Annotated in this window: 30 protein-coding genes; 5 read left to right on the forward strand and 25 right to left on the reverse strand. The window is 68.4% G+C overall.

What is annotated here, in order from left to right:
• Positions 1-33: 33 nt before the first annotated feature.
• From GO592_RS16030 to pgsA, 11 genes are all read right to left on the reverse strand, one after another.
• The gene (locus tag GO592_RS16030) at positions 34-228 is read right to left on the reverse strand and encodes a DUF3046 domain-containing protein (RefSeq protein WP_007296373.1); all 195 of its coding nucleotides are present in this window, start codon (positions 226-228) and stop codon (positions 34-36) included.
• 33 nt (positions 229-261) lie between these two features.
• Complete coding sequence (locus GO592_RS16035; protein WP_039950722.1) at positions 262-1,410, reverse strand: glycosyltransferase; 1,149 nt, start codon at positions 1,408-1,410, stop codon at positions 262-264.
• A gap of 27 nt (positions 1,411-1,437) precedes the next feature.
• Entirely contained in the window at positions 1,438-2,982 is a 1,545-nt protein-coding gene (locus tag GO592_RS16040) for a glycerol-3-phosphate dehydrogenase/oxidase (protein WP_007296375.1), read from the reverse strand.
• Positions 2,979-3,611, reverse strand: coding sequence for a TetR/AcrR family transcriptional regulator (locus GO592_RS16045; protein ID WP_005563809.1), 633 nt, complete (start codon positions 3,609-3,611; stop codon positions 2,979-2,981). The genes GO592_RS16040 and GO592_RS16045 overlap by 4 nt, the downstream gene beginning before the upstream one ends.
• Positions 3,612-3,882: 271 nt before the next feature.
• Positions 3,883-4,599, reverse strand: coding sequence for a PIG-L deacetylase family protein (locus tag GO592_RS16050; protein ID WP_007296376.1), 717 nt, complete (start codon positions 4,597-4,599; stop codon positions 3,883-3,885).
• Positions 4,600-4,615: 16 nt separating this feature from the next.
• Complete coding sequence (locus tag GO592_RS16055) at positions 4,616-4,792, reverse strand: hypothetical protein (RefSeq protein WP_007296377.1); 177 nt, start codon at positions 4,790-4,792, stop codon at positions 4,616-4,618.
• 191 nt (positions 4,793-4,983) lie between these two features.
• The gene (pspM, locus tag GO592_RS16060) at positions 4,984-5,814 is read right to left on the reverse strand and encodes a phage shock envelope stress response protein PspM (RefSeq protein WP_237720369.1); all 831 of its coding nucleotides are present in this window, start codon (positions 5,812-5,814) and stop codon (positions 4,984-4,986) included.
• 18 nt (positions 5,815-5,832) lie between these two features.
• Positions 5,833-6,660 (reverse strand): PspA/IM30 family protein, encoded by an 828-nt coding sequence (locus tag GO592_RS16065; RefSeq protein WP_007296379.1) that lies wholly within the window; start codon positions 6,658-6,660, stop codon positions 5,833-5,835.
• Positions 6,661-6,817: 157 nt separating this feature from the next.
• A complete protein-coding gene (locus tag GO592_RS16070; RefSeq protein WP_007296380.1) occupies positions 6,818-7,204 on the reverse strand; it encodes a helix-turn-helix domain-containing protein in 387 nt (128 codons plus the stop codon).
• A 71-nt stretch (positions 7,205-7,275) separates the two neighbouring features.
• The gene (locus GO592_RS16075) at positions 7,276-7,776 is read right to left on the reverse strand and encodes a CinA family protein (RefSeq protein WP_007296381.1); all 501 of its coding nucleotides are present in this window, start codon (positions 7,774-7,776) and stop codon (positions 7,276-7,278) included.
• The gene (gene pgsA, locus GO592_RS16080; protein WP_007296382.1) at positions 7,773-8,435 is read right to left on the reverse strand and encodes a CDP-diacylglycerol--glycerol-3-phosphate 3-phosphatidyltransferase; all 663 of its coding nucleotides are present in this window, start codon (positions 8,433-8,435) and stop codon (positions 7,773-7,775) included. The genes GO592_RS16075 and pgsA overlap by 4 nt, the downstream gene beginning before the upstream one ends.
• A gap of 117 nt (positions 8,436-8,552) precedes the next feature.
• Here pgsA and GO592_RS16085 point away from each other — a divergent pair, with 117 nt between their 5' ends.
• Entirely contained in the window at positions 8,553-9,077 is a 525-nt protein-coding gene (locus GO592_RS16085) for an amino-acid N-acetyltransferase (protein ID WP_005240737.1), read from the forward strand.
• Positions 9,078-9,150: 73 nt separating this feature from the next.
• Complete coding sequence (locus GO592_RS16090) at positions 9,151-9,435, forward strand: YciI family protein (RefSeq protein WP_005240736.1); 285 nt, start codon at positions 9,151-9,153, stop codon at positions 9,433-9,435.
• Positions 9,436-9,478: 43 nt separating this feature from the next.
• On the opposite strand, the gene GO592_RS16095 is transcribed toward GO592_RS16090, so the two are convergent.
• From GO592_RS16095 to thyX, 6 genes are all read right to left on the reverse strand, one after another.
• Positions 9,479-10,462, reverse strand: coding sequence for a TerC family protein (locus GO592_RS16095; protein ID WP_007296384.1), 984 nt, complete (start codon positions 10,460-10,462; stop codon positions 9,479-9,481).
• A gap of 209 nt (positions 10,463-10,671) precedes the next feature.
• On the reverse strand, positions 10,672-13,296 hold the full coding sequence (locus GO592_RS16100; RefSeq protein ID WP_082324885.1) for a DNA translocase FtsK: 2,625 nt from the start codon (positions 13,294-13,296) through the stop codon (positions 10,672-10,674).
• Positions 13,297-13,376: 80 nt separating this feature from the next.
• Entirely contained in the window at positions 13,377-14,000 is a 624-nt protein-coding gene (locus GO592_RS16105; RefSeq protein WP_007296387.1) for a TIGR03085 family metal-binding protein, read from the reverse strand.
• 25 nt (positions 14,001-14,025) lie between these two features.
• Positions 14,026-16,032, reverse strand: a complete 2,007-nt coding sequence (locus GO592_RS16110) for a ribonuclease J (protein WP_039950730.1) — start codon at positions 16,030-16,032, stop codon at positions 14,026-14,028.
• Positions 16,029-16,937 carry a 4-hydroxy-tetrahydrodipicolinate synthase gene (gene dapA, locus GO592_RS16115; RefSeq protein WP_005261164.1) on the reverse strand — a complete coding sequence of 303 codons (909 nt, stop codon included), beginning with the start codon at positions 16,935-16,937 and terminating at the stop codon, positions 16,029-16,031. Before dapA ends, GO592_RS16110 begins: the two co-directional genes overlap by 4 nt.
• A 43-nt stretch (positions 16,938-16,980) precedes the next feature.
• A complete protein-coding gene (gene thyX, locus GO592_RS16120; RefSeq protein ID WP_007296389.1) occupies positions 16,981-17,733 on the reverse strand; it encodes an FAD-dependent thymidylate synthase in 753 nt (250 codons plus the stop codon).
• Positions 17,734-18,145: 412 nt separating this feature from the next.
• Here thyX and GO592_RS16125 point away from each other — a divergent pair, with 412 nt between their 5' ends.
• Complete coding sequence (locus tag GO592_RS16125; protein ID WP_005261166.1) at positions 18,146-18,622, forward strand: toxin-antitoxin system HicB family antitoxin; 477 nt, start codon at positions 18,146-18,148, stop codon at positions 18,620-18,622.
• A gap of 102 nt (positions 18,623-18,724) precedes the next feature.
• A complete protein-coding gene (locus GO592_RS16130) occupies positions 18,725-19,159 on the forward strand; it encodes an SRPBCC family protein (protein ID WP_005261167.1) in 435 nt (144 codons plus the stop codon).
• A gap of 3 nt (positions 19,160-19,162) precedes the next feature.
• Here the strand turns inward: GO592_RS16130 and GO592_RS16135 are convergent, their stop codons facing one another.
• The 5 genes from GO592_RS16135 to GO592_RS16155 all read right to left on the reverse strand — a co-directional run bounded on the left by GO592_RS16135 (position 19,163) and on the right by GO592_RS16155 (position 22,882).
• Positions 19,163-20,395 carry a winged helix-turn-helix domain-containing protein gene (locus GO592_RS16135; RefSeq protein ID WP_007296390.1) on the reverse strand — a complete coding sequence of 411 codons (1,233 nt, stop codon included), beginning with the start codon at positions 20,393-20,395 and terminating at the stop codon, positions 19,163-19,165.
• Between the two features lie 43 nt (positions 20,396-20,438).
• Positions 20,439-20,897 carry a flavodoxin family protein gene (locus tag GO592_RS16140; protein WP_005261169.1) on the reverse strand — a complete coding sequence of 153 codons (459 nt, stop codon included), beginning with the start codon at positions 20,895-20,897 and terminating at the stop codon, positions 20,439-20,441.
• Positions 20,898-20,926: 29 nt separating this feature from the next.
• Complete coding sequence (locus GO592_RS16145) at positions 20,927-21,406, reverse strand: hypothetical protein (RefSeq protein ID WP_007296391.1); 480 nt, start codon at positions 21,404-21,406, stop codon at positions 20,927-20,929.
• Positions 21,403-22,161 carry a 4-hydroxy-tetrahydrodipicolinate reductase gene (gene dapB / locus GO592_RS16150; protein WP_005261171.1) on the reverse strand — a complete coding sequence of 253 codons (759 nt, stop codon included), beginning with the start codon at positions 22,159-22,161 and terminating at the stop codon, positions 21,403-21,405. Before dapB ends, GO592_RS16145 begins: the two co-directional genes overlap by 4 nt.
• A 103-nt stretch (positions 22,162-22,264) precedes the next feature.
• Positions 22,265-22,882 (reverse strand): TIGR03086 family metal-binding protein, encoded by a 618-nt coding sequence (locus GO592_RS16155; RefSeq protein ID WP_007296392.1) that lies wholly within the window; start codon positions 22,880-22,882, stop codon positions 22,265-22,267.
• Between the two features lie 90 nt (positions 22,883-22,972).
• On the opposite strand from GO592_RS16155, the gene GO592_RS16160 reads away from it, so the two are divergent.
• On the forward strand, positions 22,973-23,458 hold the full coding sequence (locus GO592_RS16160; RefSeq protein ID WP_005563883.1) for a MarR family winged helix-turn-helix transcriptional regulator: 486 nt from the start codon (positions 22,973-22,975) through the stop codon (positions 23,456-23,458).
• A 22-nt stretch (positions 23,459-23,480) separates the two neighbouring features.
• Here the strand turns inward: GO592_RS16160 and GO592_RS16165 are convergent, their stop codons facing one another.
• Genes GO592_RS16165 through GO592_RS16175 form a run of 3 tightly spaced genes read right to left on the reverse strand, consistent with a single transcriptional unit; the run spans position 23,481 to position 26,320 of the window.
• Positions 23,481-23,798: a YdeI/OmpD-associated family protein gene (locus tag GO592_RS16165; protein ID WP_007296393.1), complete on the reverse strand. Its 318-nt coding sequence runs from the start codon at positions 23,796-23,798 to the stop codon at positions 23,481-23,483.
• A gap of 33 nt (positions 23,799-23,831) precedes the next feature.
• Positions 23,832-24,938, reverse strand: a complete 1,107-nt coding sequence (locus GO592_RS16170; RefSeq protein WP_007296394.1) for an alcohol dehydrogenase catalytic domain-containing protein — start codon at positions 24,936-24,938, stop codon at positions 23,832-23,834.
• Positions 24,939-24,973: 35 nt separating this feature from the next.
• Complete coding sequence (locus GO592_RS16175; RefSeq protein ID WP_007296395.1) at positions 24,974-26,320, reverse strand: M16 family metallopeptidase; 1,347 nt, start codon at positions 26,318-26,320, stop codon at positions 24,974-24,976.
• Positions 26,321-26,350 lie beyond the last annotated feature (30 nt).

Raw genomic sequence — 26,350 nt, forward strand, 5'->3', positions numbered from 1 at the left:
ATGTGCGGTCGGTCCGTTCGACACGCCGGATTTCTACCGGCGCTGCGGCGGGACGTCGAACTCGACGCAAAGCTCACGCCACACCTCGCGGGGTTCCCGGCCGTCCTCGATGGCTTCGGCGGCGGTCTTGCCCCCGAGACCGAGCAGCACGTGGTCGACGAGCAGCGCGTCGCCGCGCATCTGCCCGAACTCTTCGCGGACGAGTTGGTGAAATTCGGTCAGTCGCACACGTCCACGCTAGCCGAACCGCGTGCCGGGCCCTCACCGCAGCGCGGCGCGGCACACCTCCACCGGATCGGCGACATCCGCGATACTCCGCGCCGCCCGTTGCGCGGCGTCCGCGTGGGCACCGTTCGAGAGCACCTGTTCGACTGCCGCGCGGAGGGCTTCCGCGCTCGGGGGACGCACCACGACGGCGCTCCCCTGCCGCGCGGCCCGGTTCGCGAGTTCCCACTGATCGCCGCCGCCGGGAACCACCACCGCCGGAACCCCTGCGAGCAGGGCCTTGGCCAGCATTCCGTGTCCGCCGCCGCAGACGACGGCCGAGGCCTCGCGCAGCATCGCGTCCTGACGGCCGAGACCAGCTCGCGCCCAGGGCGGAACCGTGGCCGGCGATCCGTCGAGTATCGACGCGATCACACGAACACCTGCCCCGTCGAGCCCCGCGAGCGTCGTCTCGAGCATGCCCTCGGCGCCGGTGAATGCAGTCGACGGAGCCACCATGACCAGAGGATCGGCGCCGTCCGGCGGTTCGAGCACCTCGTTCGTCGGTTCCCACAGCAGCGGCCCGACCACGTGCGCCTCGGCGGGCCAGTCCGGTCGCGGCACCTCGAGCGCGGGGAGTGTCGCGATCAGCCGCCGAACGGGCCCCGGGTCCTTCGCAGGCAGTCCGACGCCGACCCGGGCCTCGGAGCGTTGCCGCTCACCCTGCCGGATCGACCGCGCCGTCGCGGTACGCATGACCGTGTCGCGGAGCCTGCCCCGAATTCCCACACCCGGGGCCAAACCGCTTCCGATGGGCGGCAACCCCTTGGACGCGGCGTAGAGCGGGTGCGGGGACAGCTCGACCCACGGGATCCCCAGCCGCTCCGCGGCCATGCCCCCGCCGGCGGTGAGGATGTCCGAGACGACGAGGTCGGGTCCCATCGCGCGCAGGTCGGGGAGCAACTCGGTGGAGATGTGCGCGGCGCGGGCGTGAATGCGCGCGCCCGCATCGAGGTCGTCGTCCGTCGGGCGGGGCGCGAGACCTTTCAGCAACTCGGCAGGCACACCGGCCGCCCGTGCGGGCTCGACCCACCGTGTACCTGTGAACAGGACCGGATCGTCTCCGGCCTCGATGAAGGCGAGGCACAACGCAAGGGCAGGGAAGGCATGTCCGGGATCAGGCCCGGCGACCACGGCGACTCGCACGAATCACAGAGTGTCACACGGTCGGCGTCACCGTTTCTCGAACACGGCTTCGGCGGCGGCGAGGGACCGCGCACGGTCGGCGGGGACGAGTCCGATCCGGGTGCGCCGGTCGAGTAGGTCGTCGACGTCGAGTGCCCCCTCGTGAGTCACCGCGAACTCGAGCTCGGCGCGGCTCACGTCCACACCCTCGGCGATCGGCGCCAGCAGTTCGGGGTCGGCGGCGGCGATCAGCGCCGCCTCCGTTCCGTAGCGGGCGAGCAGCGCCGGCGGGGCCGAGACCTTCCGCAGCGCTTCGGGTGTCGCGGCACCGACGAGCGGCAGGGCCCGCGTCCGGCACGGGCCCGCGTCGAGTCCTGCCACCTCGACCGCGGCGTCGACGGCGTCCTCCGCCATCTTGCGATAGGTGGTGAGCTTGCCGCCGACCACGCTGACGAGACCCGTGTCCGAACGCAGGATGGCGTGATTGCGCGAGAGGTCCGCGGTGGATCCGTCCCCGGTGTCGAGCAGAGGTCGCAGCCCGGCGAAGGTCCCGACAACGTCCGAGCGCTGCAACGGAACCTCGAGCGCGGTGTTGACCGTGTCGAGAAGGAAGTCGATCTCCTGCTCCGACGCCACCGGGACGTCCGGAACGGGTCCCGGCGCCGCCTCGTCGGTCAAGCCGAGGTACACGCGGCCGAGCTGTGCGGGCAGCGCGAACACGAAGCGATTGGTCTCACCGGGGATCGGAACCGTGAGCGCCGCGGTCGGGTTCCCGAGCCGCTCGGCCGGGAGCACCAGATGTGTGCCGCGACTGGGCCGCAGCGTGATCCCGGGATCGATCTCACCCGACCACACGCCCGCCGCGTTGACCACGACGCGCGCCGTGATCGGCAGTTCCGAGCCGGTCAGCTCGTCGCGCAGGGTCGCGGACGTCCCGGTCACGTCGTACGCGCCCGTCCGGGTGAGCACCTTCGCACCGTGGAGCGCGGCGGTGCGCGCGAGGGACACCACGAGTCTGGCGTCGTCGATGAGCTGGCCGTCGAATGCCATCAGACCGCCGCGCAGGCCTTCCCGCCGCACCGCGGGGGCGAGTTCGACCACCCGGTCGGCTCGGACCGACCGGGATCGCGGCAGCACCGACGATGGTGTGCGAGCACTTGCACGCAGCAGATCACCGGCCAGGAAGCCCGTGCGGACGAGGGACTTGCCGAACAGCGTCGTCGAATCGAGAACGGGGACGAGCTGCGGGAGCGCCCGGACGAGATGGGGGGCGGTGCGGGTCATGAGGATTCCGCGTTCGACCGCGCTCTCGCGGGCGATGCCGACGTTGCCCGATGCCAGATACCGCAGCCCGCCGTGGGCGAGTTTCGAACTCCACCGGCTGGTCCCGAACGCGAGATCCCGCTTCTCCACGAGCACGACGTCGAGGCCGCGTGACGCCGCGTCGAGCGCGACACCGACACCGGTCACTCCGCCGCCGATCACCAGGACGTCGACGACTGCACCGTCCGACAGCCGGTCGAGTTCGCGCGCCCTTCGCGCGGCGTTCAGAGCCGACGAGCGGCTCGCGGGCGGCGTGTTCGGGTGGTTCACCGGTCTCCTCGTTCTGTCGGGTGGTTGCCGGCGGCGTCCGGTGCCAGGTAGGCGCCGACAGCGTGCCGGAGTTGCTCCGTCAGGGCGTCGCCGGGAAGTTCCTCGGCCACCATCACGGCCGATTGGACCGCGGACTGCGCGATGAGCAGGACCATCGTGGCGATCTGACGGCTGTCCCCGGCGCGGATCGAGCCTTGGTCCTGACCCGTCGACACCGCGAACGCAACCTGGTCGATGATCGCCCGCTGGCTCGTACCCAGCCGCTCGAGGATGTAGGTGGTGAACAGTTCCTGATCCGAACGCAGGATCTTCACGAACAGCGGATGGTCGCGCACCTCGGTGGACACGTGGACCACGGCGTCGACCAGCTGGCGGTGGACCGATTCCTCGGCGGAGAATTCGGGCATCACGGCAGCGATCTCGCGGGTCATCAGATCGGCGACGACGGCCCTGGTGTCGGACCAGCGCCGGTAGACGGTCGGCCTGCTGACGCCTGCGCGCCGGGCGACCTCCGCCAGTGTGGTGCGGCGCAGTCCGAAATCGAGGATGCACGAGCGTGCGGCGTCGAGAATGGAGTCCTCGACGCTCGCTGAGGTGTCGTCACGCGACGGAGAATTACGGATAGACATTGTGTGTAACACCGTAACGCATGAATCCCCTGCGGCACCGAATCGGTACTCGAAGCACATCGCCAGGCTCGCACGATGCCGTCCCCACTCCTTCGACCTCGGGGATGTGAGCAGCGCAGACGCGATCAGAGGGCGAGTCGACAGCAAGATTCCGCGCGTCGGAGAAAAGCAGAAGGCAACCACTCAATTATTCGGATAATTCTTGTGTTCCGTCCGGGTCGGATTTTTTTGCCAGACCGGAGCGTCGCCACGTTCGTTCTCGGTCGCGACCTCAGCCGAAGAAGTAGAGCTCGAATCCCACCGCGCGTTCGGCGTCGAATCCCGGTTGCGGCCCGGTCACCATCTCGACCTGGGCCCTCGCCTGCTGCCCCACCGGGACGTCGCTCAGCGCTTCGAGATAGCGGGTGTGCTCGGCCAGCGAGAGCACCGCCCGATCCACGGTGTGGGTGACATCCACCGCGTGGGTGGGGGTCATCGTGTTGACGGCGACCCAGCGGACACCGCGCCACGGCGGTAGCCCCGACTCCCCCAGCTCGGGAAAGATCCATTCGTTCGCGGCGTCCGCGGTGGCGTCGAGAACGGAACGGCCGAGTGCGCGGTGGTCCGCGCTGTTCAGCTGGCCGGGCCCCCACGTGTCCGCGAAGTTCGCCGTCACCACGAGATCCGGGCGATGACGACGGATCGCCTTCGCAAGGTCGCGGCGGAGCGCGAGACTCTCCACGAGAGTGCCGTCGGGGTACCCGAGGAACTCGACGTCGGTCACTCCCACCACGGCTGCGGAACGCCGCTCCTCCGCCTCCCGGAGCGGGCCCGACTCCGCGGGGTGCAGGCCCGCGATCCCCGCTTCCCCGCTGGTGGCGAGCACGTAGCGGATGTCCTTGCCCTGCTCGGTCCAGCGCGCCACGGCCGCCGCTGCGCCGTATTCGATGTCGTCGGGGTGCGCGACGACGACGAGCCCACGATGCCAGTCCTCGGGTACCGGTTCCATGGGTAGAGCATGCCTGTCAGCTCCGCGTGATGTCCGATTTCTCGCCGGATCCGGACATCGCCTTGATCAACAGGTACACGCCGAACACCACGGCGCTGACCACGAGAATCCAGAACAGACCCTTGACGAGGGCACCGACGACCGCCAATGCGATCCAGATCGCCGCGACCGCCAGAACAATCTTCCAGAACATGATTTCCTCCACTCACGTCTCCCCGATCGATTTCTGCGCCCGACATCTGGTCGACCCCACTTATCGGGTTCGCACACCAGCGTGGCACGGCGGAGCGGGGTAATCACCAGGTCAGCCTAAAGATCAGGGAAAGATCAGGGTTCTCCCCCACACGATGTACCGAAAGTCACCGGACCGGTCGATCGACGACATCAGCGGTAGCGGCGAACGATGTCGTCGATCTCACCGAGAGCCGCCGCGAGGCCGGCGAGCTTTTCCGTCGCAGACACCAGTTCTGCACGTTCGTACGCCAGTTCGCCGACGGCACTCGGGGTTCCGGGAACGGCGACCTCGGCGGCAGCGGCCACCAGTTCTTCGAACTGGTCGACGCCGTCGTCTAGTTGCGCGGCTGCGGAGGTGATCGCCCGGTGGAGCGGTGCGGCCGCGGCACGGCTGCCCTGGGCGGCGTCCTCCATGGACGTGATGTCGAGGGCGACCGCCTGCAGGGCGGCTGCCGCGGAGCGGGCCGTGGCGTGGGTGTCCTCGATGTCCTCACCGCTGATCGTCCCGGACCGGGACAGCACACCGAGGATGCCGTGCAGTGCGCGCTCGCCGTGCACGAGTCGTTCCATCGGCTCGCGGGCGGCCGAGGACGGCGCCGGAAGGACCCGGCGGGCAGGCAGGCCCGGTGGCAACGTCACGGCGTCGAGCTTGCGGTATCGGCTGACGGCCAGCACGGCGGGGACCGCGAACACGACGGCGCCGCCGCCGGCCATCAGCATCGACCACTCCGGCGCGGCCATCAGAGCGAGACCGGCGGCACCGGTGGCAGAGGACCCGGACACGATGCCGTAACGCTTCGCGCGACGCCTGGCCCGCCGCTTCTTCCGCAGCAGACGTTCCCGGGGGTCGCGCCACTTCTGCGCTGCGTCCGCGACGGACTCACCGGCGTCACGCAGCGCGCCCTGGATCCCGGCGAGTCCGGACACGACAGTGGCCGACCGGACTGCGCGTCCAGGTCGGCCACGTCGGGTGGAACTCATGCGAATACTGTTCGGCTACTACGCAGAGCCGGCCTGGCCCGCTGCCGGCGGCTGCTTGTCGAGGTTCGGGTTTGCTGCCGGGGTCGCAGGCGCGTTGGCGGCACCGCCGGACGGCAGGGCGTCGCCCTTCATCGAGGCCCGGATCTGCTCGAGCCTGCTGTGTCCGGCCATCTGGATGCTCGCCTGCTGCACCTCCATCATGCGGCCCGACACCGAGTTCTGTGCCAGCTCGGCGGAACCGAGGGCGTCGGCGTAGCGGCGCTCGATCTTGTCGCGCACGGCATCGAGACTGGGCGTGTTGCCGGGAGCCGAGAGGGTGCTGTCCATGGAGCGCAGCGACTCGCTGACCCGTTCCTGCATCTTGGCCTGCTCGAGCTGGCTGAGCAGCTTGGTGCGCTCCGCGACCTTGGCCTGCAGAGCCATCGCGTTCTGCTCCACGGCCTTCTTCGCCTGTGCGGCCGCCTGCAGCGACTGGTCGTGCAGCGCCTTGAGGTCTTCGACGCCCTGCTCGGCGGTGACGAGCTGCGCGGCGAACGCCTCGGCGGCGTTGGTGTACTGGATGGCCTTCTCGGTGTCGCCCGCGGCGTGGGCCTGGTCGGCCAGGTTGACGGCCTGACGGGCGTTGACGTTGAGCTTCTCCACCTCGTCGAGCTGCCGGCTGAGCTTCATCTCGAGCTGGCGCTGGTTGCCGATGACCGACGCGGCCTGCTGCGATAGGGCCTGGTGCTGGCGCTGCGCATCCTCGATCGCCTGCTGAATCTGAACCTTGGGGTCAGCCTTCTCATCGATCTTGGAATTGAAGAGCGCCATCAGGTACTTCCATCCCTTGACGAAAGGATTAGCCATGGGTTTGATCCTGCCTCCATCTGTTGCGCCGCGCGATGCGCGACCCGATACGCGACCGTCACGCACCGGAACAAGGGCTGCGCCCCGACTGCCTGTCTGCCCCGCCGACAACGAGCCCGGCGGTTAACTGAAATCTATCGGTTCGGCACGTGTGTTGCTACGCCGCAGCCAGCGCCTGCGCGGGTGCAGGGATGACCACCCGGGTGTCGCGGGCGATGGTCGTCGAACCCGGTCGTGCGCTCGCGGCGGGGGCCTCGGCGGGCGCGGATTCGACGGCGTGCCGGTCGGTGTCCGCACGCTTGGCCGAAGAACCGTCGGACAGCGATTCGCTGACGTCGACGAGCACATCGGAGAGTGGGACCTCCAGCGCGTCGCAGATCGCCGCCAGGAGCTCACTCGAGGCTTCCTTGCGCCCTCGTTCGACCTCGGACAAGTATCCGAGGCTCACACGAGCACTGTTGGAGACCTCACGCAGGGTCCGGCTCTGCGAAACGCGCGTACGCCGAAGACTGTCACCGATTGCCTCACGCAATAGCAGCGCCATCTCGCTCCTCCTTCATCCGTCACCTGTCTCGCCTATCTCAACGCGCGAACAGGACCGATTGGTTCCCGACCTTAGCTTGCGGATGTTTCCTGCACACGATCGAGGAGTCCCGACACGGCGGCGGACACCGCAGATTTACGGATCTGCCACCGGTCCCCGGTCAATCCGAGCTCGCGGACGACCGTTCCGGATGCCCCGGAAATGCTCAGGAACACGGTGCCGACCGGGTGTCCGTCCTGCATGTCGGGGCCGGCGACACCGGTCAGTCCGACGCCCCAGTCGGCGCCGCAGCGGGCGCGGGCCCCGTCCGCGAGTGCGCGTGCCGTGGATGCCGCCACGGGCCCGTCCGCGGCCAGTCGGGTGGGATCGACCCCGGCGAGGGTGGCCTTCAGGTCGGTGGCGTAGACGACGAGCCCGCCGCGGAGCACGTTGCTGGCGCCGGGCACTCCGGCGATGGTCGCGGTGAGCAGTCCCGCGGTGAGCGATTCCGCGGTGGCCACCGTCTCGCCGCGGTCGGTGAGCACGGCAACCAGGTCACCGGCCCGCGTGCCGTCCACCAGTGGGTCGGTCATGCCCCGGTGCTCGCGTTCGCCTCGACCTTGTGCACGCCGGCTCGCAGGCGGACCGCCTGCACGACGTAGTCCAGCCCGGTCACCACCGTCAGCAGCACGGCGGCGCCCATCAGAATCCAGCCGGCGACCTCGAACCCGTCGGGCAGCGGCAGCAGGTAGTAGCCGATCGCGATCGTCTGCACGAGAGTCTTGAGCTTGCCGCCCCGGCCCGCGGGAATGACGGCGTGTCGCAGGACCGCAAATCGGAGCAGCGTGATGCCCAGCTCCCGGACCGCGATCACCACCGTCACCCACCAGGGCAGGTCTCCGAGGATCGACAGCCCCACGAGGGCCGCTCCGATCAGCGCCTTGTCCGCGATGGGATCGGCGAGTTTGCCGAAATCGGTGACGAGGCCGTACTTGCGGGCGAGTTGCCCGTCGATCCGGTCGGTGATGGCCGCGACGGCGAACACGCCGGTGGCGATCAGGCGCCACGTCGTCGAGTGTCCGTCGCCGACGAACAGCACGACCAGGAAGACCGGAACCAGCAGGATCCGGAGAATCGTCAGGATGTTCGCGATGTTCAGAAGGGGTACGACCGTCTCACTCGCAGGCTCCACCGACGGGTCCGGGGCCGCCGGTTGGCCGGCGGCCGTCCAATCCTCGCGCTGCGTGCTCATCGGAGCACCGCAGCGGAGAACTGCACCCCGGGACGCAGCGGGGAGTGGGGAGGAATCGTAGGTCGTACCGGCACGTGCCTAAGAATATCGGTACGGCCGTTGGCTAATGTTCACGACATGACTTCTCGGACGCCGGACACTGCCGACAATCAGCTGATCGTGCGGCGAGCACGAACCTCCGACGTTCCCGAGATCAAGCGCCTGATCGACATCTACTCCGGCAAGATCCTGCTCGAGAAGAACCTCGTGACCCTGTACGAATCCGTCCAGGAGTTCTGGGTGGCCGAACGCGACGGCAACGTGATCGGTTGTGGCGCAATGCACGTGCTCTGGGCCGACCTCGGCGAGGTACGCACGATCGCGGTCGATCCGTCGGCCAAGGGCCAGGGTGCGGGACACCACGTGGTGGCCAAGTTGATCGAGGTCGCGCGGGAACTCGAACTCGAGCGTCTCTTCGTTCTCACGTTCGAGGTCGACTTCTTCGGCAAGCACGGATTCGTCGAAATCGACGGCACACCCGTGACCGCCGAGGTCTACGCCGAGATGTGCCGCTCGTACGACACCGGTGTCGCCGAATTCCTCGATCTGAGCTATGTCAAGCCGAACACCCTCGGCAATACCCGAATGCTTCTCACCCTCTGAAATCCCAGTGCGTGAGACAGAAGTGCCCTGATCCCATTTTTGTTCGACGAACCCGTCCCGAGAGAGCGAGAACATGTCCCTGTTCGTAGTGGAGTACACGTATTCGGCCGACACCGTCGCAGGACGCGACGAGCATCGCCCCGCCCACCGCGAGTGGCTCGGTGAGCTCGCCGAGCGGAAGACCGTCGTGTCGTCCGGCCCGTTCGCCGACGGCAGCGGCGCATTCATCATCGTCGACGCCGCCGACGCGGAGACCGTGGAACTGCTCTTCACCCACGACCCGTTCGCCCGCAACGGACTCGTGGCGGCCTCGCGGATCGTGGAATGGGTTCCGGTACTCGGCGAATTCAGTTCCTGACTCGCCGAGCACCGGACACCCTCGAGCACGACGTCCGGCGGACCTACTTCACCGGCGTCGTGTTCCGCGTCTTGAGAAGGCTGGCGACGGTGGTCACTGCCAGCACACCGATGATGACGGCGAGCGAGAACACCGTGGACACCTCCGGTACGGCCACGTGCTCGCCGCCGTTGATGAAGCCCAGCGTGTTCTCGTGCAGGGCGTGCAGCACGAGCTTGACACCGATGAACGCGAGAATGATCGACAGGCCGTACGACAGGTACACCAGGCGGTCCAGCAGGCCGCCGATGAGGAAGTACAGCTGACGCAGACCCATCAACGCGAACGCGTTGGCCGTGAAGACCAGGTACGGCTCCTGGGTGAGTCCGTAGATCGCGGGAATCGAGTCGAGTGCGAACAGCACGTCGGTGAAGCCGATGGCGACCAGCGCGAGCAGTAGCGGCGTCACGACGCGCTTGCCGTTGATCCGCGTGACGAGCTTGTCGCCGTCGTAGGTGTCCGTGGTGGGGAGGATCTTCTTCGCGACGGCGACGATCTTGCTGTCGCGCTCCTCCTCCACCTCTTTCTCGTGCCCGTGATCACGTACCAGCGTGTACGCGGTGTAGATGAGGAACGCACCGAACAGGTAGAACACCCAGCTGTAGGCGTTGATCGCCGCGGCACCGACCCCGATGAAGATGCCGCGCATCACCAGTGCCATCACGATGCCGATCAGCAGTACCTTCTGCTGGTACTCCCGCGGCACCGCGAATGTTCCCATGATGATGACGAACACGAAGAGGTTGTCGACCGACAACGCCTTCTCGGTGACGTAACCGGCGAAATACTCGCCGCCGTACTGACTTCCCCACAACCACATCACGACCAGGCCGAACAGGATCGCGACACCGATGTAGACCGACGACCAGAACGCCGACTCACGGAAGGTGGGGGCGTGCGGGGTGCGCACGTGCGCGAAGAAGTCGAAGACGAACAGTCCGAGAATCACCACACAGGTGATGACCCAGACCAGCGGTGACACATGCATGAACACAGACCTCCGGTAGACCTAGCGGGTACCGGAGGTCTCTCCCGCCGCGCCGGAACCTCTTGTCCGCGCGACTGACAGCACCGGATCGGCAATGGTGCCGATCGTGTTGACGATGCAGTCACAGAGGTGGGGATACTCCCCTCCAATTCGGTGACCATTCAACCACACTGCGCGAGAATCGCCCATTTCGGACACGCGCACGGGGGTTACTCCTGGTCGGACGGGGCCACGTTCGGATCGCCGCCGCGGATCGACCACAACAGACCGTCGAGTTCCTCGGGCTTGATGAGCACCTCACGGGCTTTCGAGCCCTCGCTGGGACCCACCACTCCCCTGGTCTCCATCAAGTCCATCAGGCGGCCTGCCTTCGCGAACCCGACACGCAGTTTGCGCTGCAGCATCGACGTGGACCCGAACTGGCTGGAGACGACGAGTTCCACCGCCTGCAACAGCACGTCCATGTCGTCGCCGATGTCGGGATCGACGTCCTTCTTCTCCCCGACCTTGGCGGCGGTGACGCCGTCGGTGTACTCCGGCTCCGCCTGGTTCTTGCTGAAATCGACGACCGCGGAGATCTCCTCGTCGGTGATGAACGCACCCTGCAGGCGTGTCGGCTTGCCTGCGCCCATCGGCAGGAACAGCCCGTCACCCATACCGATCAGCTTCTCGGCGCCGGGCTGGTCCAGGATGACCCGCGAGTCGGTCAGCGACGACGTCGCGAAGGCGAGCCGTGACGGCACGTTGGTCTTGATCAGACCGGTCACGACATCCACCGACGGCCTCTGTGTGGCCAGCACGAGGTGGATACCGGCGGCGCGCGCCTTCTGGGTGATCCGCACGATCGCGTCCTCGACGTCACGCGGCGCGGTCATCATGAGGTCCGCGAGTTCGTCGACGATGGCGAGGATGTACGGGTACGGCCGGTAGACCCGTTCGCTGCCGAGCGGCGCGGTGATCTCCCCCGACTTCACCTTGGCATTGAAGTCGTCGATGTGGCGCACGCGGTTGGCCTGCATGTCCTGGTAGCGCTGTTCCATCTCCTCCACCAGCCAGGCCAGCGCGGCTGCGGCCTTCTTCGGCTGGGTGATGATCGGCGTGATGAGGTGCGGTATGCCCTCGTAGGGCGTCAACTCCACCATCTTGGGGTCGATGAGGATCATCCGCACTTCGTCGGGTGTCGCACGGGACAGCAGCGACACCAGCATCGAGTTCACGAAGCTCGACTTACCGGAACCGGTGGAACCCGCCACGAGCAGGTGCGGCATCTTCGCGAGGTTGGCGCTGACGAAGTTGCCCTCGATGTCCTTGCCGAGACCGATCACCAGCGGGTGGTGGTCCTTGCGGGTGCTCGGGGCCGTGAGCACGTCGGCGAGGCGCACCATCTCGCGGTCGGAGTTGGGGACCTCGATGCCGACCGCGGACTTGCCGGGGATCGGTGCCAGCAGGCGGACGTTGTCGGTGGCGACGGCGTACGCGATGTTGCGGGCGAGCGCGGTGATCTTCTCGACCTTCACGCCCGGTCCGAGTTCCACCTCGTAGCGGGTGACGGTCGGGCCGCGGGTGAATCCGGTGACGGCCGCGTCGATCTTGAACTGCTCGAGGACCTCGGTGATGGCCTCGATCATCGCGTCGTTGGCGGAACTGCGCTTCTTCGGCGGATCGCCCTCGATGAGCAGCGACGTCGGGGGCAGCGTGTAGTCGCCCTCGACGACCCGGTCGGTCACGAACTTGTCGACGTCGGGCAGCGGTTCCGGTTCGGGTTCCGGCTTGGGGGCGACGACCGGCTTGGCCTTGGCACGCGCCGGTTTCGGCGCCGGCGCCGGCACGGGTTCCGTGGCGGGCTCGGTCTCCCACAGACCGAGCACCTCCGTCTTCGCGGTATCGCTGACGTCGTACTCGTCGGTGGGATAGTTGTCGGCCGGTGCACCCCGAGTCCCGGTCTTGTAGTCGTCGACCGGGTAGCCGTCGGCGTCGAACAGTGTGGGGTCGTATTCGCCGTCCTCGTAGTACTCGCTGTCGTAGTCGGCGTAGTGGTCGCGGCCGAACGACGTCCCGAAGTACGACTGCAGCTTGCCGGGCACCTCGCGGACCGTGGTTCCGGTCAGCAACAGGACACCGAACAGTGCCGCCATCAGCAACAGCGGCGCGGCGAGCCACACGGTCAGGCCGTCCGTCAGTGGACCTCCCGCCGCGTACCCGACGAAACCGGCGCCGCGTGCCCTGCCCTCGGCGTCGGTAGGCGAACCGGTCGCGATGTGCCAGAGACCGAGAGCGGGCAGACCGACCAGCAGCGACCCCAGGACCAGCCTCGGCCGGATCTCGGGTTTCGGCTCGGTCCTCATCAGGATCACCGCGACGGCGACACCGATCAGGGGCAGGACGCCGGACGCCCCACCGAACACGGCACGGACTCCGGTCTCGATCCACTCGCCCACCGGACCGCCCGCGGAGAACCAGATTCCGCCGGCGACCACGACGCTGATCGCGATCAACCCGAGCGCGATGCCGTCGCGCCGGTGACCCTGTTCGATCTCGGCAGCCTTGCCGACGGTGCGGGTGGTGGCCCCGACGCCCTTGGCCATCAGCGACCAGCCGGCACCGATCCCCCGGCCCACCGACTTCAGGGGGCCGGACGCGGACGACTTCTTCGCGGCGGGCCTCCGGGCGCCGCCGCGGGAGCTGCCGCCGCGCGGCGAGGTGGACTTACGCGGAGTACTGACCGTCCGGGTCGTGCGGGACTTGGGCTTGGACGGGGTCGAGCCGCCTCGCACGCCCGTCCTCGCCGTGGACGTCGTCGTGCTCGAACCGCGGGCGCTCGCCTTACCTGCCATGGTTCTCAGATTAGTCGCTACGGCACCTTCCGGACCATCCGCAACACCCGTAACACGGCGGGACCTGCGGTGAAATGCCCTCAGAACCCCCGGTCGAGGGAGGTCACGGCGTCGATGTCGGCAGCCTCACCGTCGGTCTCGATGCGCACCTGGTCCCGGCCGAACGCGTGCAGGGCGAGTTCCGACGGTTCGCCGCGCAGGATCACCCGGCCGGCACCGGCCTTGCGGACGGTGGCCTGCTCCCCGGACGGCCGCTCGAGCACGACCGTCACCGGGGCGTGCCGGTAGCCGAGCTTTCCGACCTTGCGTGCGAGACCCCACAGCGCGTCCTGGCGCTCGTCGGGCAGGACCCGCGGCTCCCAGCCGTCGTGGGCGCGGCGCACATCCTCGTGGTGGACGAACATCTCCCCCAGGTTCACCTGTGCGTCCACCCAGTACACCGGCGACCACATCGGCGGACCCGACCGGACCTCGTCCAGCAGTCGGCTCCACGGACGCGTCGCCGTGTCGTTCTGGACGCGCTCCGTGTAGCCGGCGAGCCGACCCACGACGATGCCGGGGGCAGCGTCGAGGCGTCGTTCGCGCACGATCAGGTGGGCGGCCAGGTCCCGGTTGGTCCACGTCCCGCAGAGGGTCGGGGCGTCGGGACCGAATTCGGCCATCGAGTCGACGAGGGCGAGGCGTTCATCTCGGGCGAAGGTCACCCGTCCGAATCTACCTGCCGGAGAACTACTTGCCCTCGGCCGACGGAACCGCGATGACGGTCGGGACGATCATCGGCCGGCGACGGTACTTGTCCGCCACCCATTTGCCGACGACGCGCCGGATCGCCTGGGCGATGCGGTGGGCGTCGTTGATGCCCTCGGTGGCCAGGCGCAGGAGTTCCGCCTCGACCAGCTGCGCCGCGTCCTTGAGGGCCGTGGGGTCGTCGGAGAATCCGCGTCCGGACACCTCGGGGGTGCTGACCGCGCGTCCTGTGTGGTCGTCGATGACGACGTTGATGGCGATGAACCCGCCCTCGCCGAGGACCAGCCGGTCCGACAGCGTGGAGTCACCGACGTCGCCGACGGACAGTCCGTCGACGTAGACGTGTCCGACGGGAACCTGCCCGACGATCTCGGCGAGACCGTCGACCATGTCGACCACCACCCCGTCCTCGGCGAGCACGATCCGGTCCTCCGGCACGCCGGTGGCCTTCGCGAGGGCGGCATTGGCGCGCAGGTGACGCCATTCGCCGTGGACCGGCATGGCATTGGTGGGCCGGACCGCGTTGTACAGATACAGGAGCTCGCCCGCCGACGCGTGACCGGAGACGTGCACCTTCGCGCTCTGCTGGGTGACGACGGTGGCGCCGCGCTTGGCGAGTCCGTTGACGACGGCGAACACGGAGTTCTCGTTGCCGGGGATCAGCGAGGACGCCAGCACGACGAGGTCGTTGGCCCGGATGTTGATCTGCCGGTGCTCACCGCGGGCCATCCGCGACAACGCCGACAGCGGTTCGCCCTGCGAGCCGGTGGAGATCAGGACGAGCCGGTCGTCGGGCAGGTTGGCCGCGGTGTCGATGTCGACCACCAGGCCGTCCGGCACGCTCAGATATCCGAGATCCTGCGCGATCTGCATGTTGCGGACCATCGACCGGCCCACGAACGCGACCCGCCGGTTGTACCGGTGGGCGACGTCGACCACCTGCTGGATGCGGTGCACGTGGCTGGCGAAGGACGCCACGATCACGCGCTGCTTCGCCTTGCCGATCACGTTGTCGAGCACTCCCCCGATCTCACGTTCGGGGGTGACGAAGCCTGGCACTTCGGCGTTGGTGGAGTCGACGAGGAACAGGTCGACACCCTCGTCGCCGAGACGGGAGAAGCCGGCGAGGTCGGTGAGCCTGCCGTCGAGCGGCAGCTGGTCGAGCTTGATGTCACCGGTGTGCAGCACGACTCCGGCGTCGGTCCGGATCGCGACGGCGATGGCGTCGGGGATCGAGTGGTTGACGGCGAAGTATTCGCACTCGAACGGACCGTGATCGGTGCGCTGCCCCTCGACGACCTCGACGAGGTTGGGGCGCTGGCGGTGCTCACGGCACTTGGCCGCGACGAGTGCGAGCGTGAACCGCGAACCCACCACGGGCAGATCCGGCCGCAGGCGCAGCAGGAACGGGATGGCGCCGATGTGGTCCTCGTGGCCGTGCGTGAGGACCACGGCCTCGACGTCGTCCATCCGGTCCTCGATGTGCCGGAAGTCCGGGAGGATCAGGTCGACACCCGGCTGCTGGTCTTCCGGGAACAGCACACCGCAGTCGACGATGAGCAGCTTGCCCTGGTGCTCGAAGACGGTCATGTTGCGACCGATCTCGCCGATACCGCCGAGCGCCACCACCCGCAGACCCTTGAACGGAGCCTTCGGCGGGGCGCCGAGCCGGGCCGTCGGATCGACCGAAGCCGGCCGGGCGTCCTGACGCTTGTTGCCGCCGCCGCGCCTGCCGGACCGGGACGACGACTTGTTGGCGGCGCCGCCCTTCGTGGAGGAGGTCTTCACCGGCGCGGACTTCGCCTGCGCTGACTTCGGAGCCGACGGCGGGTCTGCGACGACGGGCGCCGACTTCGGCGGCTCTGCGACGACCGGCGCCGACTTCGGCGGCTCTGCGGCCACGGGCGCCGCCTTGGTCGGCTCGCTCGCGGTGGGAGAAGGGGGACCGGCCTGACGGCTGGCGCTGCGACGACGAGGCGGTCGGGTCACGCGAGCACCCCCGCAGCGTGCAGATCGGCGGCCAGGAGGTCGAGTTGATCGTGGGTGGGCGCCACCTGCGGCAACCGGGGTTCGCCGACGTCCAGGCCGATCAGGCGCAGACCCGCCTTCGACGCGCTGACGCCGCCGAGACGCGCCACCGAGCGGATGACCGGGATCAGGCTGAGGTTGATCGCGCGGGCGCGGGCGATGTCACCGGCCGCGAATGCCGTGTGCAGTTCACGCAACCGGCCGGGCACGAGGTGCCCGATGACGCTGACGAATCCCGTCGCGCCCACCGACAGCCACGGCAGATTGAGCGGATCGTCACCCGAGTAGAACTGGAGGTCTGTGGTGCCGATCAGCTCGGCGCCCGCGTTGAGGTCGCCCTTGGCGTCCTTGACCGCGACGATGCGCGGGTTCTCGGCGAGGCGCCGGATGGTCTCCGTCTCGATGGGGACCACGGAGCGGGGTGGAATGTCGTAGAGCATGACCGGAAGGTCGGTGGCGTTGGCGACGGCGGTGAAATGCGCGAACAGTCCGGCCTGCGGCGGACGCGAGTAGTAGGGGGTGACGACGAGGAGGCCCTGCGCGCCCGCGCGGGCGGCGTCACGGGCGAGTTCGACGCTGTGCGCGGTGTCGTTGCTGCCTGCGCCGGCGATGATCTTCGCGCGGTTGCCCACCGCGTCGATCACTGCCCGGAGCAGCTCGAGCTTCTCGTTCTCGGTGGTCGTCGGCGACTCACCGGTCGTACCGGCGAGGACGAGGGAGTCGCATCCGTTGTCGACGAGGTACGCCGCGAGGCGGACACCGGCGTCGACGTCCAGCTTTCCGTCCGAGGTGAACGGCGTCACCATCGCTGTGGACACGGTGCCGAACGGACGCTCGACGGGAGAAGCGGAATCACCGTAGGTCATGGTCAGAAGGCTACCCGGTGACCCAGGTACTTTTGCACACCAGTCATGCGTCGGCGGAAAACGTGCTCCGCGCCACCTCCGTGCCGTCGCCCCAGTCCAGTACCTCGAAGTCGCCGAAGACATTCGGCGCGGCCGCCTGCAGCTGCCTCAGGCACTCGACCGCGACGCGGCGAATCTCCACGTCGGCGTGCTCGGTGGCCCGCATCGAGACGAAGTGCCGCCACGCCCGGTAATTGCCGGTGACCACCACGCGGGTCTCCGTAGCGTTGGGCAGGACGGCCCTCGCGGCCTGCCTCGCCTGCTTGTTGCGCAGCGGCACGCTGGAGGTGTCCGCCAGTTTCGTTTCGAGGGCCTCGAGGAGTGCGCCGTACGCCGCCCGGCTCGCGTCGGTGGCCTTCGCGAAGAGTTCCTCGAGTTCGGGGTCGCCGGCGATCGCGGGCGGAACGACGACATTGCCGTCGTTCTCACGCACGAAGCGCTGCGACAGCTGCGAGTAGGAGAAGTGGCGGTGCCGGATCAACTCGTGGGTGCAGGACCGGGAGATGCCGGTGATGTAGAAGCTGACGGTGCCGTGTTCGAGGACCGACTCGTGCCCGACCTCGAGCAGATGGCGCAGATATCCGGCGTTGGTTGCGGTGCGGGGGTTGGGCTTGGACCAGCTCTGGTAGCACGCCCGGCCCGCGAACTCCGCCAGCGCTTCGCCGCCGTCGGCGTCGGTCTCCCACGGAATGTCCGCCGGCGGAAAGAACTCCGTCTTCGCGACGAGTTGCACCCTGAGCGGCACGGTCTGCGGCACTGCGCTGTTCCTCCTACCGAACTCCCTGGTCGGGAGTCCCTCCTGAATGCATCGACCCTAGTCGCAGCGGTGATCGGGGTCTCGGCGTGCCCCGTTCCGGCAGCGGCCTGGTTGCCGTGAGTTCACCCGCGGTGTTCACCCGCGCGTGTCAGTCTCGTCTCGCCCACACTTTCGGTGACACCGCAGATTCGCCGGGAGACTTCCTGTGCAGTACCGGACAGGCCGCGCACGCGCCGTCGTGATCGCAGTTCTCGGGACAGCGGTTCTCGGGGCCGCTCCCCCGGCGTTCGCCGGACCGCGCGCGGCGGTCCGGCGAACGCCGAGAGTCCGGCACAGCGCGCGGCAGGGCGACATCGCCCATCTGAAGTCACGCCTACTTGACTGACGTCACTGATGACGCCATGCTGGCGTCATGGACCTCGGCATCTACGTCTCCCGGCTGCGAGACGACCTGAACGCAGCAGCCGCGCTCGGCGACGAGCAGACGCGGGCGACGGCAGCGGCGCTCGCCGCCGCGGTCGAACCCGCCGCCCGGCTGCTCCTGCTCTCGGCGCTCACCGATTTTGCAGGTGAGGTGACGTCCGAACTCGGCAATCGCACCGTCGGTGTGCGACTGGACGGCAGCGAGGTGGCGGTCGACGTGCATCGCACCCCCACCGCGCCCGGACCGGAGGGGGAAGGAACCACGACAGCCGAGGACCTCGGTGCCGCCTTCGATGACGTCACCGGTGACATCAGCCGCGTCACTCTGCGTCTGATGGATCAGATCAAGTCGAAGGCCGAGGAAGCCGCCTCCCAGAACGGGGTGTCGCTCAATTCCTGGGTGTCGCAGGCGGTCCAGGGCGCACTCAAGGACCAGATGCGCCGCAACGGGAGAGACAATTTCTGAGCACCGGCGCACTCACTCCACGCCTCCGTCGGCGGCGGTGATGTAATTACGTCGCATCAGCCACACGGTGAGAGTCGCCACGGGCTCGAAGGAGCGAAGAACATGGCCGTTTCCGGCGTCAAGGAATTCGAGATCAAGGCCGATCCGGCCACGGTGATGGCCGCGATCGCTGCGGTGGATCGCCTGCCCGAGTGGTCCTCGGCCCACAAGTCGGTCACCATCGAGAGCACACACGACGACGGCCGCCCCCATCGTGTCCGAATGAGCGTCTCCATCCTCGGGATCAACGACGAGCAGGTCGTCGACTACACGTTCGAGGGCGACGACACCGTGTCATGGCACCTCGTCGAGAGCGGCCAGCAAAACGCCCAGGACGGCTCGTACGTCCTCACCGAGTCCGGCGCAGGCACCAAGGTCACGTTCGAGTTGACGGTCGACCCGAAGATTCCGCTGCCCGGGTTCCTCGTGAAGAAGGCGCAGAAGACGGCACTCGAGACGGCGAGCAAGGGCCTGACGAAGTTCGTCGAGAGCCTGTAGTCCTCACTCTCCTCGCGGCCGCGCCGTCGCGGCCGCGAGGAGGGCACCGAGGTTGCCGCGATCGTCCACCCGGATGTCGTCCAGACCCAACCACGTTGCCATTCTTCGCAGTTCCGGGAGCAGCGCCTCCACCACACGCCCCGGATTCCGGTCGGGTTCCACGAACGCGGATCGCACCGCGAGCGTTCCCGACGCGCGGTCGGCCTTGAGATCGACCCTCGCGACCAGTTCACCGTTCAGCAGGAACGGAAAGACGTAGTACCCGTGGACACGTTTGTGCGCGGGGGTGTAGATCTCGAGGCGGTACCGGAAGTCGAATATCCGCTCGGTCCGGGGACGGCAGAAGACCAGCGGATCGAACGGGCACAACAGCGCCGCCCCCTCCACCTTCCGGGGAACCCGGACGTCGCGGTGGACGAATGCCGGCGCATCCCAGCCGCGGACCCCCACCCGTTCGAGCACCCCGTCCTCGACGAGTTCCTCGATGGCCGAGGCGGTCTGCGCCGGCGACAGTCGGTAGTAGTCACGCAGATCGGGTTCGGTGGCCACACCGAGGGCCCGCGCGGACCGCTGGACGAGGCCACGGACAGCATCCTCCTCCGAGACTTCCTCGGCGAGTATCGCTTTCGGCAGCACACGTTCGCTCAGGTCGTAGTGACGGGTGAAGGCGACCCGTTTGTCCACCGCCAGCGCGCCGGACGCGAACAGTTGCTCGCACACCACTTTGGTGTCGCTGCGATCCCACCACGGCCCCTTGCGGTCCGGCCGGTCGACCTCGAGGTGTTTCTCCACATCGCTCGCGCTGCACGCACCGACGGCGCCGATCACGTCGAGCACGTCGGCGGCGAGCGTGGGATTGCGATCGAGTACGCGGGATTCGCCGGACCAGCGACCGTGCCGGTACCGGTGCATCCGCCAGCGCAGCAGCGGCCAGTCCTCCACGGGGATGAACGCCGCCTCGTGCGCCCAGTACTCCGCCAGCATCCGGGGTGCGCGGGCCGAATGTGACCACGCCGCCGAATCGACCAGCCCGCGGTCGTAGACGCCGAGACGGCTGAACAGCGGGACGTAGTGGGCGCGCACGGCCACCGACACCGAGTCGATCTGGAACAGCCGTACCCGGTCGAGAACCGAACGGACGTGCCGGCGCGTCGGCGCCCCGGCCGGTTTCCGGTCGGCGAACCCCTGCGCCCAGAGCGCCGATCTCCGGGCCGCGGCAGCGGTCATCTCACGCATGCCCGCAGCCTGCCATCAACCACCGACACGTTCCACCGCGACGTCAGACGTCCTCGGCCAGCGTCACGGCGACCGTCGCACCGAGTTCGTAACACCGCTCCCGCGCGCTCGCGTCGAGCGATCCGGTCAGTTCCAGGATCTCGGCCACCTGGGTGAGCGCCAGCCCGGTCACGATCTTCTGCACCGATTTCACGGCCCCGGCGGTGTCGTTGTTGCCGTGCACCCAGAGCCCGTAGGGGCGGCCCGCGACCGCGTCGAGGCACGGGTAGTAGACGGTGTCGAAGAAGTGCTTCAGCGCACCGGACATGTAGCCGAAGTTGGCGGACGTCCCGAACAGGAACCCATCGGCTGCCAGGACGTCGGGCACGGTCGCGCCGAGAGCGGGAATCGACTTCACGTCGACCCCGTCGATGTCGGGGTCCCGCGCGCCTTTCAGCACGGCTTCGAGGCACTCACGAGTCACCGGCGACGGCGTGTGGTGGACGACGAGTAGTGACTTCACAGTCGTCAGCGTACGACCGGGCCCGCTTCCTATCGGCCGGGCTCGCCTTCCCGTTCGACGCGTTCGAGTTCCACGGCCCGTTTCATCGTCTCCCGGGCCCTGCCGCGGTCGCCGGCGTAGTCGTAGGCGCGGGCGAGGCGGTACGAGTTCCGCCAATTGTCCGGTTCTGCTTCCCATTCGGATTTGACCTGCTGGAACAGTGCGTCCGCGGCGTCCCGGTCGATGCGGCCCGAGGGGCGCTTCGGCAGATCGCTGACGTCCAGTTCGAGCCCCTCGTCGGCGATGCGGCGGGACAGATGCTGATGCTGGAATCCGGCACGCAGCGTGGCGTAGACGATCCAGGCGCCCAGGAACGGCAGGATCAGGACGCCGACACCCAGGCCGATCGCGGCCGCTCCGTCGGCCTGGATCAGCTCGATCCCGCGTCGACCGAGAAGGACGAAGTAGAACACCAGCGCCGCGACCAGCAGTCCGATCGTGACGACGGTCTTGGTCGAGCCGTCCTTCACAGGTCGAGAAGGGGGTCGATACCGACGGTCAGGCCGGGACGGGAGCCGATCTCCCGCACCCCGAGCAGGACGCCGGGGGCGAAGGAATTGCGGTCGATCGAATCGTGCCGGATGGTCAGCGTCTCCCCCTGTGTGCCGAGGATGACCTCCTGATGGGCGACGAGCCCTGCCAGCCGCACGGAATGCACCCGCACGCCGTCCACGTCGGCGCCGCGCGCACCGTCCAGTTCGGTGGTCGTGGCGTCGGGGCTCGGTCCGACGCCCGCCTTGCGGCGTGCCTCCGAGATGAGGGCGGCGGTCCGGTAGGCGGTGCCGGACGGCGCGTCCGCCTTGTTGGGGTGATGCAACTCGATGACCTCGACGGAATCGAAGAATCGTGCTGCCGCCTCGGCGAAGCGCATGGAGAGGACGGCACCGATCGCGAAGTTCGGGGCGATCAGCACACCGACCTCGGGCCGCTCCGACACCCACGACCGCACCGTGTCGAGCCGGGCGTCGTCGAATCCCGTCGTGCCCACGACCGCGTGAATACCGTTGGACACGAGGAACTTCAGGTTGTCCATCACCACGTCCGGGTGAGTGAAGTCGACGACGACCTGCGTGCCGGCCTCGACGAATGTCTCCAGCCGGTCGCCGTGATCGACCTCCGCGACGAGTTCGAGGTCCGGTGCCTGCTCCACCGCCTCGCAGATCGCTCGGCCGACCTTGCCCTTCGCTCCGAGAACCCCGACCTTGATGGGTGCTGCTGCGCTCACTTCTCCACGCTCCGTCCAGTCACAACGATTCGCCCGAAAGCCTACGCAACCGACGGGTGCCGGCCGGTGCGCAGGGGCGGGGCGGGAGACCTACGTCTCGCCGTCAGACGCGGCCGGCCTCGTACTCGGGGTGCCAGCGCGGTGATCGGCCGAGCAGCGACAGCACCGCGCCGAAATCGGCGGCGTCGGGGTCGGTCGGCAGGCCGGGCGCGAACGCGGCCCCCTCGCGCAACCGGTCCGCCCCGTCCGGGACGAGTCGTGCGATCGGGAGAACCGCGGCCACCATGCCGGATTCGGGCGCGAAGTCGAGCCCGAGCGACCGGGCGACGTCCCACGAATGGACCACGTAGTCGAGGAAGTGGAACCCGACGGCGATGGCTGCGGGGAACGGGAACTCGGTGCTGATCTCCGGCAACCAGAACTGCCGCTCCCCGACGCCATCCCGGGTGAAGGCCTCGATGACGGTGTCGGCCGCCGAGCGGTACGCGGCGACGGGATCCGCCGACGCGTGCGGCCGCCAGTTCGACGGGTCGGGACCTCCGCCCGCTGCCGCTGCGGCGAATCCCCGGTGCTGCACGATCATGTGGTCCAGCAGTTCCCCGAGAGTCCACTGCGCACACGGTGTCGCGCGCTTCAGATCGTCGCGCGTCACCTGCGACACGAACTCCACACTCGATTGCACGGCGCGGATATCCCAGCGCCGGACCTCGTCCACATCCATCGTCGACACCTCGTCACTCGAATCGATTTGATACGCGTTCGCTTATCATCTACCTCAGTAGATGATCGGTCAAGGTGTATTTTCTGCGGTATGCCCAGCCGCGACCCGACGCACGGACAGCACGAACGCACCCGCCCCGATCTCGCGGCGATGACGACCGCCCTGAACCGCTCGCTGGTGGCGGCGGAACTTCCCGTGCTCGCGGAGCACGGGCTGACCATGTGGGGATACGTCGTGCTCCTGGCACTCGACGAGCACCCGCTGCGCACCCAGGCCGCGCTGGCGGAGGCAATCGGCGCCGACAAGACCCGGATCATCGGCGTGCTCGACGACCTGCAGGACCGTGGCCTGATCGACCGTCAGCGCGATCCCGCGGACCGCCGAGCCCGCCTGCTGTCGCTGACCCCGGACGGGCACGACGTGCGCGACTCGGCGCAGGCGGCGATCCGGCAGGGCGAGGAGCGACTCTTGGCCAGGTTGCCGGAGCGCGACCGCGAGGGTTTCGTGTCCGCCCTGATCGCGCTGTCGGCACTGCCGGTCGAAGACGTCACCGGGCGCCCGGGCGACTCCACCTGACGGAGTTCGCGCCGGCTCCCCTTCAGCCGTGCCGCAGCGCGTCCACGGCCTTACCGATCCGACGCTGCCGCGTCTCGTCCGTCTTGGCCCCCTCGACCGACAGCAGGTGCCGGCGCTGGTTGCTGTATGACAGTGCGTCGAACGCCTTTCGCGCGTCCGGCTGCCGGTCGAGCGCCTCGGCGAAGTCGGGCGGAACCGTGACGAACCTGGGTTCGGTGTCGAGCTCGACGTCGACGTCCACCTCGTCGCCTGCCGCGACCCCCGCACCTGCCCGGTTCTCGGGGATCCGGAAACCGGTCGCGGTCTTGCCGCCCAGCTCGATGGTGGTGCGGAACCTCATGGGCAGAGTTCTGCCCATGACCGGCCCGCCGGGTCAGTCGAACACGATGATCTGCCGGATCGCCCTGCCGTCGGCGAGTTCGTCCATGCCGCGGTTGATGTCGTCGAGGGTGATGCGGGAGGAGATGAGTTTCTCCACGGGAAGCTTCCCGGCGCGCCAGAGGTCCTCGTAGATCGGGATGTCCCGGGACGGCACCGCCGACCCGAGGTAGCTGCCGATGATCGTGCGGGCCTCGGCCACCAGGATGAGCGGGGAGATCGACGACCGCGCGTCGGGCGACGGCAAGCCGACGGTGATCGTCTTACCACCGGGAGCGGTTGCGCGAACAGCCGATTCGAATGCGCGCGCGTTCCCCGCGGCCTCGATGACGATGGGCGCCCGGATACCGGCTTCCTCCAGCTCCGCGGGGGTGTAGACGGCCGTCGCGCCGAGTTCGCGTGCGATCTGCAGTTTCTCGGGTACGGCGTCGACGCCGATCACCTCGCCGGCACCCCGGGAGACCGCCGTCAAGATGGCGGCCATCCCCACTCCACCGAGCCCGACGACCATCACGGCCTGGCCGGGTTGCGGATCGCCCGCGTTGAGGACGGCACCGCCGCCGGTGAGGACGGCGCATCCGAGCACGGCCGCCACATCGGCGGGGACGTCGTCGCCGACGGGAACGACCGAGCGGCGGTTGACCACCGCGTGCGTCGCGAATCCGGACACCCCGAGGTGGTGGTGCACGGGGTCGCCGCCGCGGTGCAGTCGCGCTCCCCCGTCGAGCAAGGTTCCGTCGTTGTTCGCACTGGTCCCCGGCACGCACGGCATGCGGCCGTCGGTGGCGCAGCCCTCACACTCACCGCAGCGAGGAAGGAACGTCATGACCACACGCTGTCCGACCGCGACGTCGTCGACCCCGGCTCCGAGCCGGGTGATCCGCCCCGCGGCCTCGTGCCCGAGCAGCATCGGGACCGGGCGCACCCGGTTCCCGTCGACGACGGACAGGTCGGAATGGCACAGGCCCGCCGCTTCGATCCGGACGAGGATCTCGCCCTCGCCGGGCGGGTCGAGGTCGAGTTCGGAGATCGAGATCGGTGCCGACTCGGCGAACGGGCGCGTTCTCCCGATCTCCTCGAGTACCGCTCCACGGATCTTCATCTCGGGCTTCTCCTCTTGTTGTCGGCGAATCCTCGTTACCGGACGATGCCGCGCACCGAGGCCGGCAGGTCACGCTTGCGACGATACGGTCCGACGACGGCGGCACCGAACGGGCGCTGCAGCAGAACTCGCGCGACGTCGCGCACCTCGTCGGTGGTGACCGCGTCGATCTTGCTCAAGGTTTCGGTGATGCTGCGGTGATTGCCGTAGTTGAGCTCGCTGCGACCGATGCGATGCATCCGGGAACCCGAATCCTCCAGTCCCAGAACCAGTCCGCCCCGCAGCGATCCCTTGGCGCGGGCGCACTCGGCGTCGGTGATGCCTTCGGCGGCCACGTTCGACAGCACCTCTCGGATCACCGTGGTGACCTCGCCGAGGTTCTCGGGCTGGCACCCGGCGTAGATCGAGAAGGCACCCGTGTCGGAGAACGTGTCGATGCCCGAGTACACGGAATACGCGAGGCCCCGGATCTCCCGCACTTCCTGGAAGAGCCGGGAACTGAGTCCGCCACCGACCGCGGCGTTGAGCACCGACAGCGCCCAGCGGTGCGACTCGTGCCGCCCGAACGCGCGCACCCCGAGGGAGAGGTGGACCTGTTCGCTGTCCCTGTTGGTCAGGCTGAGTGTCGGCTCCGTCCGCAGGCGCAGGGTGCCTGCGCGTCGGGGGGCAGGTTCGGACGCCGATTCGAGGTGCCCGGCGAACGCGCGCCGGACCAGCTCGACCGTCGGTTCGTGCTCCACGTTGCCGGCGACGGCCACCACCATGCGCGGCGGCGTGTAGCGCCGCACGTGGAACGAGTGGAGTTGGGTGCGGGTCATCGATTCGATCGATTCGACGCTGCCGATGACGGGCCTGCCGACGGGATGGTCGCCGTACAGCGCGGTCAGGAACGCGTCGCCGAGGAGGTCTTCCGGGTCGTCGTCGCGCATCGAGATCTCTTCGAGGACCACCTGGCGTTCCACGTCGACGTCGGCGGACCGGCAACGGCCCCGCAGGACGACGTCGCTGACGAGATCGATGGCGAGGGGCAGGTCGTCGTCGAGCACGTGCGCGTAGAAACAGGTGTGTTCCTTGGACGTGAACGCGTTGAGCTCGCCGCCGACGCCATCCATCACCTGCGCGATGTCGAGGGCGCTGCGCGACGGCGTGGCCTTGAACAGGAGGTGCTCGAGGAAGTGCGCGGCCCCGGCTACCGTGGGCTGCTCGTCGCGTGATCCGACACCCACCCAGACGCCCACGGACGCGGATCGGACACCGGGAACGTATTCGGTGACCACCCGGAGTCCGCCGGGGAGCACGGAGCGCCGGACGCCGGCATCCGGCTCGTGGAGGGTCGGCGCTTGGGTCAGTGCGGCAGTGCGGCTGCGATCGATCTTGGCCATGTAGTGGTTCAGCAGTCCTCGAAAGCTGGG

It is taken from the genome of Rhodococcus sp. 21391, assembly GCF_016772255.1.
In the GTDB taxonomy this organism is placed as follows: domain Bacteria; phylum Actinomycetota; class Actinomycetes; order Mycobacteriales; family Mycobacteriaceae; genus Rhodococcus_F; species Rhodococcus_F opacus.